Raw genomic sequence first — 18,187 nt, 5'->3', positions numbered from 1 at the left:
ATATATAATCTTTTTTTTTTATCCTTTCTGTTATTTCTTTTTTTTTTCTTTATTATTTTTTTTTTTTTTTTATTTATCTTTCCTTTTATTTTTTCTGTGTTTTTTGTTTCTATCTTCTTATCTTTCACTTCCTCTGTTGCAAATATTTCTTTTATCTTTACTCCTTCTTTTTGTCCTTTTTTTTCTATATTTTCTATTTTATTTTCCACTTTTATTTCTTCTATTAATTTAAAATCTGTTTTTTCGCTTTTTTCATTTTTTCCCGCTTCTATCATTTCTTTTAATTCTTTTACTTCTTTTTTTATCCCTTCTGGTAATTCCTTTTCTTTTCCTATTAATTCTTTTATTATTTTATTTACTTTATTTATTTCTTTGGTATTTTTTGAAAAAACAACACTTTCCAGAAAAATTTTTCTGGAAATTTTTAATTTATCATTATTAAAATTTTTAACATTATTATTTTTTTTCATAAGATTCACACTGAAGGATTTAAATTTGAAGTTTTTTCGTACAGGTTTTAAGTTTTTCCCTAATGGGATTTTTTTTATTTTATTAGAAGATTTTTTTGGTAAGTATATTTTTTTTATACTAATTGAAAGTTTCTTTATAAGTATATTATTATTTTTTTCTAATGTATTGTTTTTATTATTAACTATATATTCATTAATATTAAATTTTTTTGAATTCGTGATTTTTTCTATCTTTTTATTTTGTTTGACACTAACTTTGTTATTTAAAACATTTGATATTAATAAATTCGTTGTCATTTTTTCCCTCCTATTTGTTTTTCACCTCCCCTATTTTTGAAATAACATTTGCAGCTTTTGTTGGATTAATTTGGGCTAAAGCCTGTATTATTTCCGCTGCTGTATCAGAAGGTAATATAAGTAAAGCATTTACAATTAAATCAATACTCACTTCATCCCTTGATAAAGCTACTGCTATATTTGCAGGAGTCGAGGAGGCAAACCATTCTGCAAGTTTATTAATTCTATATTTATAATCTTCAAAAACCTTTTTTTCTTCTTCAAATAATTTTTTTTCATTTTCAAATACTTTTTTTGCTTCTTCCAATTTATTTGAATCATTTTGAATTTGAATTGAAAGTTTTTTCAATTCTTCCAATTGATTTTTTATTTGTTCACTTTTCAAATCCAACTCTTTTAATCTTTCATCAATTAATTTTTCTTGTATAATGTATGCATTTCCTACATCTAAATACTCATATTTTACTTTATCTTTGAGAACAGGAACTTTTTGTAGCATATATGCCACAAAACTTTTCCAATCTTTATCTATACTAAGATTTAGTATTTTTAATCTATTAAATTCAAAATTAATGTAAACGAGAGAAATTATTATTAAAGTTATAAATATTGACCAAAAAAATAAGGAAATCAGTCTTTTTAATCTTCCAGATTTTTTTTCTTTATCTTTAGCCACGTTTTTCACTCCTTTTGATTTTTATTCAATGTATAGTATATCAAATTTTTTCAAAATTTTTAAGTTTTTTCATCAATATATACTATATTAATAAATACTATAATCTATTATTGTATAAAAAAAAGGGCATAATTGCCCTTTTATCAGAATACAGGACCAAAACCAAATGTCCATTTAAATTTATTATTTGTATCAAATGCCCCTTCAAATCGAATTGGACCAATCATTGGTAATGTTAATTTCACACCTATTCCATATGACCATAAATATTCTTTTGTTAAATCCACATTATTTGCATTTCCTATATCAAAAAATAAATATAAATCAACGGGGACGTTCTCTCTGTTTAATTGATACTGAATTTCTGTATTATTTAATGCCATCATATTTCCTGTTCTGGTTGAAAAATCATATCCCCTAATAGTATACATTCCACCCAAATAATAATCATATAAATCAAAATCATCTTTCACATAACCTAATTTAAACCTATTTGCAAAAGTAAATTTATAATATGTTTTGAAAATTTTATTTTCCATATATCCACCATAATAATATTCATTAGTATTTAATGTGTTCAATCCGCCAAATATCTGAACATTGTTATATAGCCCATTATAAGGTCTGAACGGATAATCAAGTCGCGAATATGTATATCCGATTCCGCCACTTATTTGCTTTTTTTGTAAAATAGTTTTCGAATTAAATTTTGTTTCGGAATAACTAAAATTCATATTTATATTATTAAAATCATCTATATTGTAATTAGGAGATACAGAAAAAGATATTTTATTTGAAACTGTTGCTTCTCCACTTATATTTTCCTGAGGTATCCCCACATTTTCATCGTACATTCCATATTTTAAATCTGTTTTAAATGAAAATTTAGAACCATATAAATTCTTTATTCCATATCCTCCATTAAAAATATACGTATTGGATAACGGATTAATATTGGTCGAAATGTTAAATGTCTGTCCAAATCCAAACGGATTAGCCCACTGAAGCTCTATCTGGCCAAGAAATCCCATATACCATGGTGCGTTTTCTGGCATTGTATATGTTACTCCTCCAACAAATTTCCCTGGCTTGTTTTTCTCGGTAATGTCTATTTTAAAATCCACTTTATCTCCAATTTGATTATAAGGATATATATTAACTTTTCCAAAAAAGCCTGTTCCTGATAATGCATAATATGTATCCTGTATATCCTTTGTTTTTATAACTTTACCTGAAGTTAATTTTATCGCCGGTTTTATCAAATAATCTTTTGTTTTCTTCTCTGGATTAACGTTTATAGTTATTTCTCCAACTTTATATTCTATTATTTTATATACTAATTTATTAGTTTCATATTCTACATTTATATCAACAAATGGATATCCTAATGTATTATAATAATCTTTTAAACTTTTTAAGCTATGTAATATCTCGATGTTTGTAATTGTTGAATTTTCAGAAATTTTAGATTGCTTTAATTTATTTAAAATTTCAAACTTTTGAATACTCTCATTTCCATCAATATCTATTTTATTTATCAAAGATGGTTTTTCAAGTATTTTTCTTAAATTTCCTGATAAAACTATTGTTAAATCTCCACCTGGTGTTTTCTCAATATTTATAGGTTTTATAGATATTTTTGTATCTTTAGAAAAATACGGAAGCTGTTGTAATGACTGAAATATTCTTTGAATATCTTCAATTTTAGGATATGTTGCTTTTACATCTGATCTGAATAAGAAAAATTTATCTTCCCAATCTTTTCTAAAATTAAATCCAAATACCTTTTTTAATTCTTTTTTATCTATTTGTTTTATTTCTCCATCTAATTCTATATCCCATAAATCATATTCTTTTATGACATAAACCAGAGTATTTTTATCTGATTCCATTTTAGAATTTATTTTTGTTGCCTCTAATGTTATTCCATCTGCATTTAATTTTATATTGCTGAATACTTCTATATACATATAACCATTTTCATTATAATATTTCTTTATTTCTTCTAATCCTTTTTTATATTCATTTATATTTAAAGGTTTGTTTTTTTCTGTATATACTTTTGTAGCTATTTTAGATAAATCAAGCAATTTATCTCCTAATACTTTAAATTTAACGTTTACAACTTCAGGATTCAATTTAAATATAAATTTTAGCTCTTTTTCATCTTCTAAATAATTGTATGAAATAGATGAAAAATACGGATATTTCTTTTGAATATTATCTATAGCCAGCTTTATATCTATATCACCAACTAATGAATTATCTGTTATATCATATTCTGATAATACTTTTTTTAATTCATTTTCAATAAATGATATTTTTCCATTTGTACTTTCAAAGACAACTTTTTCTACTGTCATTAATGAAAAAATATTGATAAAAAGGCTTAAAACTACAAACAATAGCAACTTTTTTTTCATTTAACTACCTCCTTAATTTGTTTTTCTAACTCCATTATATATTTTTTTATTACCAATAATTCTCTTGGATTTGTTATATCAAAGGTTTCATTCAAATACTTTGTTTCTATTTTATATCCGTTTTTTAAGAAAAACCTTGTTATTTCCCATGAAAATCCATTACTTCTATTTAAAAGATTTAATAACATTTCTGTTATATTTCCAATTGGTTGACAATCTATGTGTTTTAGATTAAATTCTGCTATAACTGTAGTTCCTTTATTTTTTTTAGAATATATTTTAAAATATCCTCTTGTTATCTCAGCTGAATATTTTAAAAAAGACAACCCAAGACCAAACTTTTTCTTTCTTTGTTTTTTAGTTGTATAAAATGGATCAAGTGCTTTTTTTATCTCTTCTTCACTCATCCCTTTTCCATTGTCCGCTATACAAAATCTAAATATATCTTTTGTTTCAATTATTACTAAATATCCGTTATCTCCTCCAGATTTAATCGCGTTCTCACATATATCCAGTATATGATCACTAATAGTTCTCAATGTTGCCAAATCGGTATCACCTTACTTTCATATATAGCTTTTTTAAAATTATGGAAATTTCTTTTGTTTGCAATTATTTTACACGATGGCTTTAGTTGATCTGGTATATGCGCATCTGTATTAATAATAAATTTCCGAAATCCAACTTTTTTAGCTCTTTTCATTTCTTCTTCTGACTTTATTTCAACAGCATCCATATTTATGGTTTCCGGCGGAATGCCCAGATTTGTTATCAAACCATTATATCTGAAAATATGTGCCGGAATAAATAACGAGTTATATTTTTTAGATAATTTGTATATTTTTTCTATAGGTAGATTTGTAGCACTTCCAAAATATGGAGTTTCAATTATTTTTTTAAATTCACCTTTTTCATCACACAAAATTTGGTATCCTAATTTTTCCTGATCATAATCTTTTATTATTAAATGTTTTTCTATAATTTCACCAAATTCTTCTGCATCTTCTATATTTTCAAAATAAACTAAAATATGCACTTCTTCTCTGGTTGTAACTTCTATTCCGGGTATAACTTTTATATCTGTTCTTTTTAAAGTTTCTGAATATAGTCTTATATGCCGTGCTGTGTTATGATCTGTTATTGAAATCCAATTAATCCCATTTAAATACTCCAGAAAAATATCGGGTGTCATTGTTATATTTGCGCATGGAGAAATTACAGTATGTATATGAAAATTTCCATAAAATTCTGCCATTTTTATTCCTCTCTTAATTCATTATATATTATTCCTGCAGTTTTAAATATATCATATTTGCTTTTTAATAGATTTATTTGATTCTCTTTTGCTTTTTCTATAGTTTCTTCTTCGTATTCAAATCTTTCTGGTATTATTATTGTGTTTGTTTCAACAATAGAAGCTACTGCTACAATATTTGGATGTGTTTGATGGGTTAACCATATTGAACAAGAAGGGGCGTTACGCATTATTTCACTGAGTAAATCACCTATATATCCATTTTTTATTTCAACATTTTCATTAAATATATATACTTTTTCAACATATCCATTTTTTAATATTTTTGACAATTTCATTTTTTCACCCCGTTGTTTTAATCTTTATAAAATAACATTTCTATTATTACTCCTTTTCCTTTTTCTGAAATTATTGTCATTTTATCCGAAAACCTTTTCATATTTGGAAGGCCCATTCCCGCACCAAAACCCTGAGATCTGACGTCCTCAGAAGCTGTAGAAAATCCTTCTTGCATTGCTAATTCAACATTCTCAATTCCTTTTCCGTAATCTTTAACCAATAATCTTATATTATCTTCAAAAATCCAACAATATATTTCACCATATGAATTTGAATGTATCACTACATTCGCTTCCGCTTCATATGTTGATATGGAAATCTTTCTAATTAGTTTTTCATCTATACTTTTATTTTTTAAAAAACTTTTTAATTTTGTTGCACCTATACCGATTTTTTGTATATCATTATAGCTTATTTCAAATTTAAACGATATTTTTTTGTCATCTAATATTTCATCTGTTAATTTAGAGATATATTCCTGGTCTAATATTTTTTCTCTTCTGTTATCATGAATGTATATTGTACCGAGTTTTTCAAACAACCACGATATAATATCGTATTTTGTAACTATACCTATAACCTTTTTTTCATCATTTATTACCGGATATCTTCCAAAATTGTATTTTCTTGATATTTGTATAAAATCGGCCAGAGTATCTTTTTCATTTAACACTTTAACCTCTTCTGTCATCCATTTTATCACAGGATCTTTTAAATTGCCTTTTTCCAATACATTAATTATATCTTCTATACTTATAATACCTTCTATTTTCAACCCTTTTTTGACAACTGGCAATCCTGAAATTTTTTTTATTTTCATTATATCTTTTACCTGTTTAATAGAAGTTTCTGGAGTAACAACAATAACTGGTGAAGTCATTATTTCTCCGATTTTCGTATCTGAAAACATTTCTAAAATTGTTTCCAATAATTTACTTTCTTTATTTTTATTTTTCATTTTCATCAACCTTGTCTGTTTCCATTGCATCTTTTATCCCATATTTGTATAATTTTGCACATGTATAATACATAGAATAATCTGTTGTTAAAATAGGAATTTCACATTCTTCAATTATTTTTAAAAATTTTTGCGGTATTACTTTGCCTCTAACAAATAAAACAGCACTCGCATCAACCACTGAAGCTGTTGTTAATGTTTGAGGAGTTGCTAAACCTGTTATTATCAACATATTTGGTTTCGAAAAAGCTAAAAAATCACTCATTAAATCTGATGCTCCGGCATATTCTATTTCTATATACTTTGCGCCTTCTGGAGAATGTATAAATCTTGCATTTATTTTATTCATTAACTCTATTAAAGTCATCTTAACAAATCTCCCCTATATTCAAATTTTAAAAATGCTTCATATGTCCATGGCAATTTCTCTTTAAATATTTTAGCCAATACTATTGCATATTGTTGTATCTCCCATTGAGCATGAGAATCTGCTCTGAGATTTAAAAAATTCATTAAACTTCGTGTGTTTACCGTCCAATAAAATTGTGTATATTGTCCAACAGGCAAAACCATTCTTGCCATTTCACGGGAGACACCCATATTCAATAATTTTTTATAATTTTCATATGCTTTATTATAAAAACCTTCTATTATATTTATTGCTTCATCAAATAATTTAGCATCATTTGTTTTTATTGATCCTTGTTTGTTTCTAGTATCCTGTATTCTTATGTGATCCGGAATATAAAATTCTTCTGAATATTTAGTTGTGTACCTACGTGAAATTTCATTATAACTTCCTATTCTATGTCTCATCCACTGCCTTGCAATGAAAATAGGTGTTTTTACATGAAATGTAAAAACCTGATGCTCAAATGGGCTATGATGCTTATGCTCCATTAAATAGAAAATTAATTTCTTATCTCTATTATTATCAGATAATTCTTTTCCATATGAAACTCTTGCAGCTCTTACCGCTGCTTTATCATCACCAAGTATATCTATTAATTTTATAAATCCTTTATCCAGAACCTTTTTTTCATTCATTATCCTCACCTTCTTTACTAACTTTTAAAAGAAAATCTTTTTCTTTTCTTTCTTTTCTTTTTTCATAATAAATTAAAATGCTTATTGAAATTATAATAAATAATATTATTGGTAAAACATAGTTTAAAAACACTTCTATTTTTACTTCTGTTCGTAAATCAGAAAGTGCTTTCTTAGCTTCTTCTGAAATATTAGCATCTAATGTCACGGCCTTGTTTAAGGCAATTCTTGCCAATGTTTTATATTTTTCTCGATCAACTTTTAACATTGATAACGCCCATTTTGACATTACCCTTGAACTTTCGGATTTATATTTTAATGCTTTTTGATAATAGTTCATTTTCTGAATATTTGTATCTGCATAATCCCCTAATAATTCATATGTTAAAAATAATATTCCCGCATTTCTTGAATTACTAAGAATTCTTTCAGTTAATATTTCTTTTGCAAAATCTTTATTACCAATTTCAAAAAAATATTTTGCAATTAATAATAATATATTTTCTTTGTTTTCAGGTTCTTTTAAATAAATTCTAGCTATTTTTTCAAAAATTTCTTTATCCTCTTTTTCCTTTTTTAATTGACTTGATATTATCAAAAATGTTTCAACTATTTTTTTATTATCCGGGAACTCCAGAACACCTTTTTTTATAATATTATAAGCTTCTTTTTTATCTCCATATATATTGGACTTATATAAAAAATTCGCTTTATAATAAACGGTAAATGGGGCTTCCCCCATTATATTTTCAATATCTTTAATTTTGTTTAATATTATTTTAGCCAACTTGGGATCCCCTGTAATTAACCACTGGCTATATTCAAATTCTAAAAGTAAGCTTTTTATTAGCAATGATTCAGGATATCTTATTTTTAATTCCTCAAACCTTTTTATTGGCTCAATTGTAGTTTGATGATTTATAGAAGACATCGTATCAAAAACTTTTTTTTCCACTATAGCTAACTCAGTATTATAAGTAACCCTTAATTCATTGGCAGATTTCAAATATCCGCTGTATCCTGTTTCTAAATATTTTTTTAAATACCCAAATATTTTTATATTTATTTTGTTATAATTAATCATTTTATCAGAATCAAAGGTTTTTATATAAAATTTTCCTATATCCTCGCTGAATATCGTTGTAATAGATATCATTATAACAATTATTAATATTTTAAATTTTTTCATAACGTTTTTATTCCCCCTGAACATATGCATGAATTTTTATTTCATCATTTATATTCATAACACAAACACTACTTAATCCTTTTTCAGGACTTAATAATTTATTATTAACTCTTATAGAAACTCCAGAATATAGCATCTTTCTTGCAATAACTACTCCCGAACTTTTTGACTCTTCAATTAATTTTTTTAATTTAACTATTTTTTTTCTATTTTCTTCAACTCTACTTTTTATAGTTGTCGCTCTATCTATTAATTTTTTTAAGTATAATACAGTTTCATTTTTTATTTTCATCTGCTTTATTTTTTTTAATAACGAGTTGATTTGAGGGGTTATAGCTTTTAACTCTGTAGTATCTCGTTTTGTAATTTCAATTAGATTTGTATATTCTTCAAATAATTTTGGATCTACACCTACATCTATTTCTGTAGAAACACCCATTGGACTTCCAAGATAATATGCTTCTACCTTTTTTAATGCTTTTATATGCCCTCCCACAATTCTGCTATTATATCCATCCAATATTACCTCTTTTGCAGAAAGAACTTTACAATTAATCATTGCCTTATCTATTTGAATCTTTTCTTCTGCTTCTAAAATAGCATTTTCTGCAAATTTTGCAATTATATTTTTAGCCTTTATATATCCTTTATTTCCACCTTTTATACCATTAACTTTTACCATTTCTTTAGAAAATACTTTAGCTAGTTCCACTTCTCCATATATTTCAATATCACCATCTGCTTCAACAATAAAATCAGGTCTTACAGAACCTGTTATTATCACTTTACCTGGAAATTGTATATTTCCTGTATTAAAATCAACATCTCCTCTAATTTCATATACTTCTTCTATTTCAATACGTACAGTACCATCTATATCCTTATTTATTTTCAATTCTCCTGACGATGTAGCTATAATATTGCCTTCTTCATCCTTTTCAACATTTTTTCCTAACACAACCTTTGCAGGATTTCCCGGAAGACCTGGAATTTTTTGTCCATAGACATCTTTCCCAGGCTTTCCTAATTTTGGCGGATGTATAAATCCTATCTTTTCACCTATTCGTACCGTTACAATATTTTTAGCAAATTCTCTGAAATCTATCTTTTCATTATTTTTTATTTCCTTCTTTTCTTTTTCTAATTTATACAATTCAACATAACCTGATTCTCCTCTTTCTGGCATTGTTGCTTCCGCTACGACTATAGATTCATTATACGTGGGATTTAAAGCCAAACTTCTTAAAATATCATATTTAATACCGTGTTTTACTCCTGCTGAATGAAGAATCTTTAATAACTCACCATCAGTAGGAATTCTTCCATCATATATTAAAGTCATGTATGCTCTAAGTTTATCTTCAGACACCTTTATTTTGGTTATAGCCATTCTTTAGTCCCCCAAATTCTTTTTTAGTATCAATAAATTACCTTCTTCATTTATATCTTTCCACATCATTTCATCAAAAACCTGAGTTATTATATGAACTCCCAGACCGTGATCCTTTATATCTTCAAGATCTCTGGATTTTACGCTGGATTTGTCGATTTTCTCACCAAAATCGCGGATATAAACACTAAAAATATCATTTACAATTTCAAATTTTATAAAAATTTTCCTATTCTCGTCAAACTTGTAAGTATGTTCTATTACATTTGCCACAGCTTCATTTAAAGCAAGTTCCATAAAGAATATTTGCTCTTCTTCGTTATAATCATTTAACTTTAAAAAGTATTTCATTGCTTCTCTAAGAATTTTTATATATTTTGTTCTGCTCATTATTTTTAATTCAATACTTTCTAAATTTTTCATAATATCCCCCTAAACAATTATAATTTTTGATTTCCAGTTTCCTATTTTGTTTCTTCCGTTTTTTATATTAAAATCTTTCGCTATTTCTCTTCGCATTATTATAATCTTTGGTTTTAAATATTTTAATACTTCTATTCCAGATTCATAAAGATATCCAGGATATAAATCTTCTGGAATTTTCAGCAAATCTTTATTCATTAATTCTGTAAAATCAAAATCAAGCATTTTGGATAATACTTTTTTTCTTTTTTCTAAGGATTTTTTTCTGATATTTTCTGCTTCTATTAAGGAATATTCACATCCACAATATTGTTGCCTATATATGTTATTTATTTTACAAAATTTTGCTCCTTCTGAAATTGCATTATTTGATCTAAAATTGTTATAATAAAACTTTATGTTGTATCTTTTTTCTAACTCTTTAGCAATATTTTTTATATCTTCATGATTTTTTCTTGGACTGGATAATAAGGTAGTTGAGAATACATTATATCCATTTTTTTTAGCTTCAATAACTGTTTTCTCCATTCTCATATACATACACTTATAACATCTTTTTTGTTCGTTTTTCACATCAACGGTTTTTATAGAATCTAAAAATTCTTTATGGTTATAATCTATTGACTTTTCGTCAAAATTCCACATTCCTTTCAATTTCAAAAAGGCTTCATATCTTCTTTCATATTCTTCAAATGGGTATATATTTGGATTATAAAAAAACGTTGTATATTCTATATTGTTTTCCTTTAATTTTTTATGAGCTAATACTAAATCTGGAGCACAACAAACATGTAAAAATATTTTCAAAATTCAACAACTCCCTTTATTTGTTTTATTTGAGAACTGTTAATTCCTATTTTTCTTAATTCTTCCAGATTTTCAATTCTTTTTATTTTTCTATAATTTATTATTTTTTTAGCACTCTTTTCTCCAATTCCAGGTAATTTTATTAATTCTTCATATGAGGCTGTATTTAAATTTATTTTCTCAACTGTTCTTAATATATATATACTTTGAGATATATAAAAATATTTCTTTATTTTTTGATATGTTTTCTCTCCAATTCCAGGAACTTTTTTCAAATCTTCAATAGAATTAAAGCCATATTCCTCTTCATATTTTTTTATTTCAGTTGCTTTTTTTATCCCAATTCCAGGAATTTTAACAATCTCATCTATTGTGAAATTCGATAAATCAATTTTTTCATATTTACTATACTGTATATCTCTACTTTCCTCATTGTTAAACAAATATATTAATAATGCTATTAAAAAAATAATTATAACTATAATTATTTTATTCATTCTCATTTTCATTTTCTCCAACTAATTCAAAACTTTTTAAAAATCTATCTTTAACACTTAATCCTGTAAGCTGTAATATTTTCTTTTCATCTATTCTTTTTAAATATTTCTTTGCATTTTCAATTTCTGAAAATAATCCAGAACAAATAGCAAAATAATTTTTACCACTATTTTTGAATCTTCCTCTATATACAAATACCGGCAATCCTGCATTACGCAAAGTCAAAGCCGTAAAAAACGCATCCTCTTCTGTTAAGTACAGTCTCAGTTGAACTGTATAGACCTTTTGTATTCCAAAATTAAATGATTCTGAATAAAACGAATATAAATTTGTTGCTACTTTTGTTAAAAAATATTCTTTTTTATGTTCTAAAGAATCAATACTTTGAAAAAATGCTTCTTTTTCATTTAATAATTTAATTCCTCCATTTTCCGAATTTTGAAAACTACTTTTTGCTTTTTTTATTAAATAATACATATCTACTTTTTCTTTTTCTATTATACCTTTTGGTTTTATATTAAGAAATTTTTCTATTTCAACAATATTTAAATCTTCATTTAAATTACTTTTTAATTTATTATTTTCAGTTTTTTTAGTATCCGGTACTTTTTTTAATTCATTAATCTTAATTTCAAGATTTCTTATTTTATATTTTAAATATAACGTATATGAGGTAGTTATGGCCAATATTGTTGGAATTATTATTAATAATATGGTAATAACAATTAAAGTCCAATTTTTTTGCTGTCTTCTCATCACAAATATCCACCTCTAAAATATTCCCTTACTTCCTTTAAAATATTTTTTAATTCATCATATGGAATCATGTATTCGATAATCTTTCCAGATGATGTAAAAAGAGCAAAATTGTTATTACAATAAAATTCCTTAAAATCTATGTGCTCAATCAATTTATATGGAACATTAAAATTATTTATAATTTCTTTTTCAATTTTTTCAAACGTTTCAAAATCTAAAAAGCCATAATACCATGATATATATAGTTCGATTATAAAACTTATTGCGAAAATTTGAGTATAATTTTTGTTAAACCCGGATTTTTTATTATAAAATAACTTTATTATTGTTTCGCCCGGAAAAAATTTATGTTCATTTTTTATGTAATATATCCATTGTTTTAAAGAATAAAAAATAAAATCTTGTAAATCTATATCTGAAAAATTCATTTTCGAATAATTCAATGCGAGTTTTGAAATTTTTGAATTTAGTATTTTTCCTATTATGTATGGTATAACAAACATATTTTTTACTTCCTGATTGGAGAGTGTTTCAAATAATATAGTATCTATAATTATTTTATTCGGATATCCCTTTTGAATTAAATAATCTTTTTTCCAATTGAAATTTAAAAAAAATTCTCCCTTAATTGGAAGCATTATAGCAGAACTTATTGTAGTCGGAAAAAAATTATACTTTTTAATACCTAAATTTTCAAGAATATATCCAGAAAATTCTAAAACACTATACCCACCAAAAATATTCACAGAATTTATTTCATATTCTGAAAGCTTTAATATTAAGGTCAAATATTTATCTAAACTTTTTAAACTTTCATTTCCAATCAATGATATTGCATTATTAATATTTAATTTATTTATTAACTCTATTTTCTTGTCAAAAATTATATAATTATTATATTTTTTGTCATTGATATATTTTTTAAAATGATTATAATCAATTATAATTTCAACATTTCGTACATCATCTATTTCAAAAAAAGTTTTTTTCAATTTGGTCACCTCAAATATTCAATCCATCAAACAAATTACTTATAACTTTTTCATTTATTTGAGAATTAAAACCTCCTTCTTGAATGATTAGCTTTGGTATATTTAAATATGATAACATTTCTCCTATTTCTTTGTAATCTTCATCCTTTAATTTAAATGATGTTGAAATATCTTTTTCATGCGTATTGCTACCAAAAGGGATTATAATAAAGTCCGGATCAAAATCTTCTATTTCTAAAAGTGCTTTTTCTAAAACACGTAAATATACTCTTCCATTTATATTATCTTTTAAAGGGAAATTAATGTTATAACCCTTTCCATCTTTTTCACCAATTTCCCATTCAAAACCTGAAACATAAGGATAATGTGTTGATGGATTTCCATGAATACTAATAGTCAAAACAGTATTATCCTCATAAAAAATTTCCTGCGTACCATTACCTGCATAAAAATCCAGATCAAGGATTGCTATATATATATCGCCGTTTTTTTGGAGATATCGCGTTGCAAGAGCTGCATTGTTAAAGTATGATCCCCCTCCACAATATGATAGCCCGGCATTATGCCCCGGGGGTCTGGAACAAGAATATACCAATTCTTCCCCCTCAAGCATTAAGGTTGCACCTGTTAAACTACATTTTGCACTTATCCATGCCATTTCAAATGTGTTTTTGCTAACAGGTGTTTTTGTATCTATACAAAAGTCATATCCAAACATTCTGGGAAAATATTCCTGATTGTTTTCTAAAGTATATTGTTTTTCTTTCAACCAATTTATATAATCAGATGAATGAACAAAATATAAATACGATCGCGGAAAATCTTTTGCCCCTATAACAATATCACCATATTTTAATTGTAATACTTCTTTTATTGATTCTATTCTCCCGGGCTTATCCATGTTTTCAATTAATTTAAATCCATCAAATTCACTTTTAGGAGAATAAAAAACATGTCTTGGATCATAAACTATTTTCATAAATTTTCCTCCATTTCGGAAATGAGATTAATTCTCTTTTCGTGTCTCCCTCCCTCAAAAGACGTTTCTAAAAATGTATCTACAGTCCATTCTGCAAGTTCAAACCCCATTGTTCTACCGCCCAATACCAACACATTAGCATTATTATGTTGTCTTGCAAGTTCTGCCATTTTTGGATAATAAGCCAAAGTAGCCCTTATTCCTTTAACTTTATTTGCTGCAATAGACATACCAAGCCCTGTTCCACACATTAAAATTCCATAATCTGCTTCTTTGCTAACAACTTTTTCACACACTTTTTTTGCATATATTGGATAATCCACTCTATCTTCTGAATATGGACCTTCATCTATAACTTCAATTCCTTTATTCTTTAAATATTCTTTTATATGTTCTTTCATTTTATAAGCTGCATGATCAGAACCTATTACTATTTTCATCTTCAATCACCTCTTTTATCAATATTTTTCCTATAATTTTTAATTTTTCATTAAATATTAAAATGATGTCTTCTCCTGAATCGTCCTTTGAAATAAGGTTTAATATTTTTGCTGAACTAACCAATTTAATTTCAGAAATACATTCTATATATCTAGGTTTACTATATAACTCAATTTTTCCTTTTTTGTATTCACCATTAATTTCTATAATACCAGAATTCCCTTTACGTGTAATTTTTATACCTCGAGATTTTCCGGATAATTCTATAACTCCTTTTTTTTCAAGAGATTTTAAATGAGAATAAACCGTTGAAACGCTTTTCAACTCAAAATATTCTTTTATTTCTCTCATAGATGGAGGATATCCCCTTAATTTGATATAAAATTCTATATATTCTAAGATTTTTTTTTGTTTTTCTGTAATTTCCTTCATAAAATTTTTATTTCTCCTTATACATCAAATATTACTCTTAATTTCTCCTTATTCAAAACTTTGGGGTATACTACCCCTTTTATTTCTACATTATTTCTTAATTCAATTATTTTAGAATAATATACCTTTATCTGATCTTTTTCTACGTCTACTTTTGAAGGAAATTGATTTTCTTTTATTTTATTTAAAGAATAATTCCCTATATCAAATATTATATCATCTATATCTTTTTGATTAATGTAATAATTATACTCACTTTCCAAACCACCAACTAACGGTTTAAAAATCTTATTCAATGAATCAAAAAAATCCTCTAAAATTTCTTTTGTGTTTTTTCCTGATATTTCAAACATCATATCTGCTATATGATTTAATTCTTCACTCATCCTCTATCACCACAGCAGCATCTGCAACCATATCTTCTTTATCCAATCTAATTGCTCTAACTCCTATTGCGTACCTACTCAATGTTGATATTGTAGAAACTTCTTCTCTTATTGCTTTCCCTAATCTGGTAAATACTATTATATGACTTTCTCCTGTGACAGTTAAAGCTTTTACTATATTTCCTATACGCGACGTACTTTTAACGCATTTTAACCCTATTCCACCTCTATTTTGCAATCTAAAATCTTCAAAATTCACACGTTTGGCAAATCCATATTCTGTAATCAGTAACATGCTTTTGTTTTCATCTACTTTTACAGCATTTACTACATTATCATTTTCTCTGAGTTTTATTGATTTTACTCCTGAGGCGGCTCTTCCCATAGGTCTAACATCTGATACTTTAAATCTTAAACTCATTCCTTTTTTACTTATCACCAATACTTCATCCTTATCTTCCACGATAAGAGCATCTATTACCATATCATCTTCTCTAATTGTTATCGCTTTTAATCCATTTTTCCTGATATTAGAAAATTCTTTTAATGATGTTCTTTTTACTACCCCATTTTTGGTAAATAACATAATATATTTATTCTCAATATCTTTTTCATTTTCAATTGGGATTATTGTTTTTATTTTTTCATCATTATCTAAATATAAATATGAACTTATGTGTTTTCCCTTAGTTTCTTTTTTACTCTTTTCTATATTATACGCATGAAGCTCAAAAGCTTTTCCCTTTGAAGTTATAAATAAGAGTCTTGATAAACTATTTGTTTGTAAAACCTGGATAATAAAATCATTATCAGATTTTTTTATAGCTTTTGATCCTTTTCCACCTCTATTTTGAACCTTATATTCATCACTTTTCATTGCTTTTATATATCCCCATTGAGTCAATACTATTACAAGATCTTCTTCTTCAACATTATCCATTTCTTCTACTTTAGATCCTTGATTTGTTATTTTAGTTCTTCTTTCATCACCAAATTTCATTTTTACTTCTTCTAATTCTTTTTTTATTACTTCTAACATTCTTTCTTTATTGTTTAAAATTTCCATAGCTTCTTTTATTTTTTTTGTTAATTCTGAATATTCTTTTTCCAGTTTCTTCCCTTCCAATTTAGAAAGGCTTATTAATCTCATATCAACAATCGCATTCGCCTGCTCTTTTGTAACATTTATTATTTCCATCAAACTATTTATAGCATCTTCTCTACCGTCAGACTGTCTAATGATTTCTATAACCGATTCTATACCTTCAGAAGCTTTCATTAATCCTTCTACAATATGAGATCTTTTTCTTGCCTTATCAAGCTCAAATTGTGTTCTTTTTGTCACAACATCTATTCTGTGTTCTATAAAAGCTTCTAAAATTTCTTTTAAATTCATTACTTTCGGTTTTCTTTTATCAATTACAGTCATCTGAACCGCAAAAGAAATCTGTAATGATGTATGCTTTAATAACTGATTTATTATTTTTTGAGGATTTACATTTTTTTTCAGCTCAATTACAACACGGATTCCCTCTTTGTCTGATTCATCACGGATATTTTTTATTCCTACATCTTTTTTATTTTCTTTCTGTTTTGTAACATAATTTGCTATCTGAGTAATTAAATCCGATTTTGGAACACCATAAGGTATTTCTTTGATAACTATACTCATACCATTTTTATTTTCTTCCAATTCATATTTTGCTCTTATGTGAAAAGAACCTCTACCGGTTTCGTAAATTCCTTTTATTTTATTTCCATCAACAATAATTCCTCCAGTTGGTAAATCCGGTCCTTTGATATATTTCATCAAATCATCTATGGTTGATTCAGGATTATCTATCAATTGATTTATTCCATCAATTAGTTCATTTAAATTATGAGATGGAATATTAGTAGCCATACCAACAGCAATACCATTTACTCCATTCATTAACAAATTCGGTAGCCTTGTTGGTAAAACTAAAGGCTCTTTTAATGAACCATCAAAGTTATCCATCATATCTACCGTATTTTTATCAATATCCATTAACATATACTCTGCTAATTCATGCATTTTTGCTTCAGTATATCTCATAGCAGCAGGCGGATCCCTATCAATAGATCCAAAATTCCCCTGTCCTATTACCAGTGGATATCTTAAACTAAATGGTTGTGCCATTCTTACAAGTGCATCATATATTGCAGCATCTCCATGAGGATGATATTTACCCATTACTTCCCCTACAATACGCGCACATTTTTTATATGATGCTGTATGTCGTAAATTCAATTCATCCATTGAATATAGAATTCTTCTTTGCACTGGTTTTAATCCATCTCTAACATCTGGTATTGCTCTGCTTGTTATAACGCTTAATGAATATAAAAGATATGACTCTTTCAATTCCTGTTCAAAAGATTTATTTAAAATATCACTCATTAAA

General features: G+C 26.2%; 21 protein-coding genes. All 21 read right to left on the bottom strand.

The annotated features are described in order from the left end of the window. The coding region (locus X274_RS12110; protein WP_047266941.1) for a hypothetical protein at positions 1 to 767 on the bottom strand (767 nt) is incomplete at its 3' end. A gap of 10 nt (positions 768 to 777) precedes the next feature. After that, entirely contained in the window at positions 778 to 1,443 is a 666-nt protein-coding gene (locus tag X274_RS11345; RefSeq protein ID WP_047266940.1) for a hypothetical protein, read from the bottom strand. A gap of 143 nt (positions 1,444 to 1,586) precedes the next feature. Next, positions 1,587 to 3,866 carry a BamA/OMP85 family outer membrane protein gene (locus X274_RS11340; RefSeq protein WP_047266939.1) on the bottom strand — a complete coding sequence of 760 codons (2,280 nt, stop codon included), beginning with the start codon at positions 3,864 to 3,866 and terminating at the stop codon, positions 1,587 to 1,589. After that, the gene (locus tag X274_RS11335; protein WP_052913319.1) at positions 3,863 to 4,414 is read right to left on the bottom strand and encodes an ATP-binding protein; all 552 of its coding nucleotides are present in this window, start codon (positions 4,412 to 4,414) and stop codon (positions 3,863 to 3,865) included. The genes X274_RS11340 and X274_RS11335 overlap by 4 nt, the downstream gene beginning before the upstream one ends. After that, positions 4,402 to 5,121, bottom strand: coding sequence for a PHP domain-containing protein (locus tag X274_RS11330; RefSeq protein WP_047266938.1), 720 nt, complete (start codon positions 5,119 to 5,121; stop codon positions 4,402 to 4,404). Before X274_RS11330 ends, X274_RS11335 begins: the two co-directional genes overlap by 13 nt. A gap of 2 nt (positions 5,122 to 5,123) precedes the next feature. After that, positions 5,124 to 5,459 carry an iron-sulfur binding hydrogenase gene (locus X274_RS11325; protein ID WP_047266937.1) on the bottom strand — a complete coding sequence of 112 codons (336 nt, stop codon included), beginning with the start codon at positions 5,457 to 5,459 and terminating at the stop codon, positions 5,124 to 5,126. A 17-nt stretch (positions 5,460 to 5,476) separates the two neighbouring features. Beyond that, positions 5,477 to 6,418: a CBS domain-containing protein gene (locus X274_RS11320; RefSeq protein ID WP_047266936.1), complete on the bottom strand. Its 942-nt coding sequence runs from the start codon at positions 6,416 to 6,418 to the stop codon at positions 5,477 to 5,479. Continuing rightward, positions 6,408 to 6,785 carry a DRTGG domain-containing protein gene (locus X274_RS11315; RefSeq protein WP_047266935.1) on the bottom strand — a complete coding sequence of 126 codons (378 nt, stop codon included), beginning with the start codon at positions 6,783 to 6,785 and terminating at the stop codon, positions 6,408 to 6,410. The genes X274_RS11320 and X274_RS11315 overlap by 11 nt, the downstream gene beginning before the upstream one ends. Continuing rightward, positions 6,782 to 7,465: an FAD-dependent thymidylate synthase gene (gene thyX, locus X274_RS11310; RefSeq protein ID WP_047266934.1), complete on the bottom strand. Its 684-nt coding sequence runs from the start codon at positions 7,463 to 7,465 to the stop codon at positions 6,782 to 6,784. The genes X274_RS11315 and thyX overlap by 4 nt, the downstream gene beginning before the upstream one ends. Beyond that, a complete protein-coding gene (locus X274_RS11305; protein WP_047266933.1) occupies positions 7,458 to 8,654 on the bottom strand; it encodes a hypothetical protein in 1,197 nt (398 codons plus the stop codon). The genes thyX and X274_RS11305 overlap by 8 nt, the downstream gene beginning before the upstream one ends. Before the next feature lie 7 nt (positions 8,655 to 8,661). Next, positions 8,662 to 10,044 carry a DUF342 domain-containing protein gene (locus tag X274_RS11300; protein WP_052913318.1) on the bottom strand — a complete coding sequence of 461 codons (1,383 nt, stop codon included), beginning with the start codon at positions 10,042 to 10,044 and terminating at the stop codon, positions 8,662 to 8,664. Positions 10,045 to 10,047: 3 nt separating this feature from the next. Next, on the bottom strand, positions 10,048 to 10,467 hold the full coding sequence (locus X274_RS11295; RefSeq protein WP_047266932.1) for an ATP-binding protein: 420 nt from the start codon (positions 10,465 to 10,467) through the stop codon (positions 10,048 to 10,050). Between the two features lie 9 nt (positions 10,468 to 10,476). Next, entirely contained in the window at positions 10,477 to 11,274 is a 798-nt protein-coding gene (locus X274_RS11290; RefSeq protein WP_052913317.1) for an epoxyqueuosine reductase QueH, read from the bottom strand. Further along, the gene (locus tag X274_RS11285) at positions 11,271 to 11,777 is read right to left on the bottom strand and encodes a ComEA family DNA-binding protein (protein ID WP_052913316.1); all 507 of its coding nucleotides are present in this window, start codon (positions 11,775 to 11,777) and stop codon (positions 11,271 to 11,273) included. Before X274_RS11285 ends, X274_RS11290 begins: the two co-directional genes overlap by 4 nt. After that, positions 11,764 to 12,528: a hypothetical protein gene (locus X274_RS11280; protein ID WP_047266931.1), complete on the bottom strand. Its 765-nt coding sequence runs from the start codon at positions 12,526 to 12,528 to the stop codon at positions 11,764 to 11,766. The genes X274_RS11285 and X274_RS11280 overlap by 14 nt, the downstream gene beginning before the upstream one ends. Continuing rightward, positions 12,528 to 13,523: a hypothetical protein gene (locus X274_RS11275; protein WP_047266930.1), complete on the bottom strand. Its 996-nt coding sequence runs from the start codon at positions 13,521 to 13,523 to the stop codon at positions 12,528 to 12,530. Before X274_RS11275 ends, X274_RS11280 begins: the two co-directional genes overlap by 1 nt. A gap of 10 nt (positions 13,524 to 13,533) precedes the next feature. Next, positions 13,534 to 14,502 carry a histone deacetylase family protein gene (locus tag X274_RS11270; protein ID WP_047266929.1) on the bottom strand — a complete coding sequence of 323 codons (969 nt, stop codon included), beginning with the start codon at positions 14,500 to 14,502 and terminating at the stop codon, positions 13,534 to 13,536. Then, complete coding sequence (gene rpiB / locus X274_RS11265) at positions 14,499 to 14,942, bottom strand: ribose 5-phosphate isomerase B (protein ID WP_047266928.1); 444 nt, start codon at positions 14,940 to 14,942, stop codon at positions 14,499 to 14,501. The genes X274_RS11270 and rpiB overlap by 4 nt, the downstream gene beginning before the upstream one ends. After that, on the bottom strand, positions 14,920 to 15,375 hold the full coding sequence (locus X274_RS11735) for an HTH domain-containing protein (RefSeq protein ID WP_052913315.1): 456 nt from the start codon (positions 15,373 to 15,375) through the stop codon (positions 14,920 to 14,922). Before X274_RS11735 ends, rpiB begins: the two co-directional genes overlap by 23 nt. 17 nt (positions 15,376 to 15,392) lie before the next feature. Next, on the bottom strand, positions 15,393 to 15,761 hold the full coding sequence (locus X274_RS11255; protein WP_047266927.1) for a hypothetical protein: 369 nt from the start codon (positions 15,759 to 15,761) through the stop codon (positions 15,393 to 15,395). Beyond that, entirely contained in the window at positions 15,754 to 18,183 is a 2,430-nt protein-coding gene (gene gyrA, locus X274_RS11250) for a DNA gyrase subunit A (RefSeq protein ID WP_047266926.1), read from the bottom strand. The genes X274_RS11255 and gyrA overlap by 8 nt, the downstream gene beginning before the upstream one ends. Positions 18,184 to 18,187 lie beyond the last annotated feature (4 nt).

The organism is Marinitoga sp. 1155, from assembly GCF_001021175.1.
In the GTDB taxonomy this organism is placed as follows: Bacteria; Thermotogota; Thermotogae; order Petrotogales; family Petrotogaceae; genus Marinitoga.
This window is presented reverse-complemented; position numbering and strand designations above follow the sequence as displayed.

Bases quoted from the DNA above. Each gene is read 5' to 3' on its own strand.
- X274_RS11340 (WP_047266939.1), bottom strand. From the start codon at position 3,866: ATGAAAAAAAAGTTGCTATTGTTTGTAGTTTTAAGCCTTTTTATCAAT.
- X274_RS11330 (WP_047266938.1), bottom strand. From the start codon at position 5,121: ATGGCAGAATTTTATGGAAATTTTCATATACATACTGTAATTTCTCCA.
- X274_RS11325 (WP_047266937.1), bottom strand. From the start codon at position 5,459: ATGAAATTGTCAAAAATATTAAAAAATGGATATGTTGAAAAAGTATAT.
- X274_RS11320 (WP_047266936.1), bottom strand. From the start codon at position 6,418: ATGAAAAATAAAAATAAAGAAAGTAAATTATTGGAAACAATTTTAGAA.
- X274_RS11315 (WP_047266935.1), bottom strand. From the start codon at position 6,785: ATGACTTTAATAGAGTTAATGAATAAAATAAATGCAAGATTTATACAT.
- thyX (WP_047266934.1), bottom strand. From the start codon at position 7,465: ATGAATGAAAAAAAGGTTCTGGATAAAGGATTTATAAAATTAATAGAT.
- X274_RS11305 (WP_047266933.1), bottom strand. From the start codon at position 8,654: ATGAAAAAATTTAAAATATTAATAATTGTTATAATGATATCTATTACA.
- X274_RS11300 (WP_052913318.1), bottom strand. From the start codon at position 10,044: ATGGCTATAACCAAAATAAAGGTGTCTGAAGATAAACTTAGAGCATAC.
- X274_RS11295 (WP_047266932.1), bottom strand. From the start codon at position 10,467: ATGAAAAATTTAGAAAGTATTGAATTAAAAATAATGAGCAGAACAAAA.
- X274_RS11285 (WP_052913316.1), bottom strand. From the start codon at position 11,777: ATGAGAATGAATAAAATAATTATAGTTATAATTATTTTTTTAATAGCA.
- X274_RS11280 (WP_047266931.1), bottom strand. From the start codon at position 12,528: ATGAGAAGACAGCAAAAAAATTGGACTTTAATTGTTATTACCATATTA.
- X274_RS11270 (WP_047266929.1), bottom strand. From the start codon at position 14,502: ATGAAAATAGTTTATGATCCAAGACATGTTTTTTATTCTCCTAAAAGT.
- rpiB (WP_047266928.1), bottom strand. From the start codon at position 14,942: ATGAAAATAGTAATAGGTTCTGATCATGCAGCTTATAAAATGAAAGAA.
- X274_RS11735 (WP_052913315.1), bottom strand. From the start codon at position 15,375: ATGAAGGAAATTACAGAAAAACAAAAAAAAATCTTAGAATATATAGAA.
- X274_RS11255 (WP_047266927.1), bottom strand. From the start codon at position 15,761: ATGAGTGAAGAATTAAATCATATAGCAGATATGATGTTTGAAATATCA.
- gyrA (WP_047266926.1), bottom strand. From the start codon at position 18,183: ATGAGTGATATTTTAAATAAATCTTTTGAACAGGAATTGAAAGAGTCA.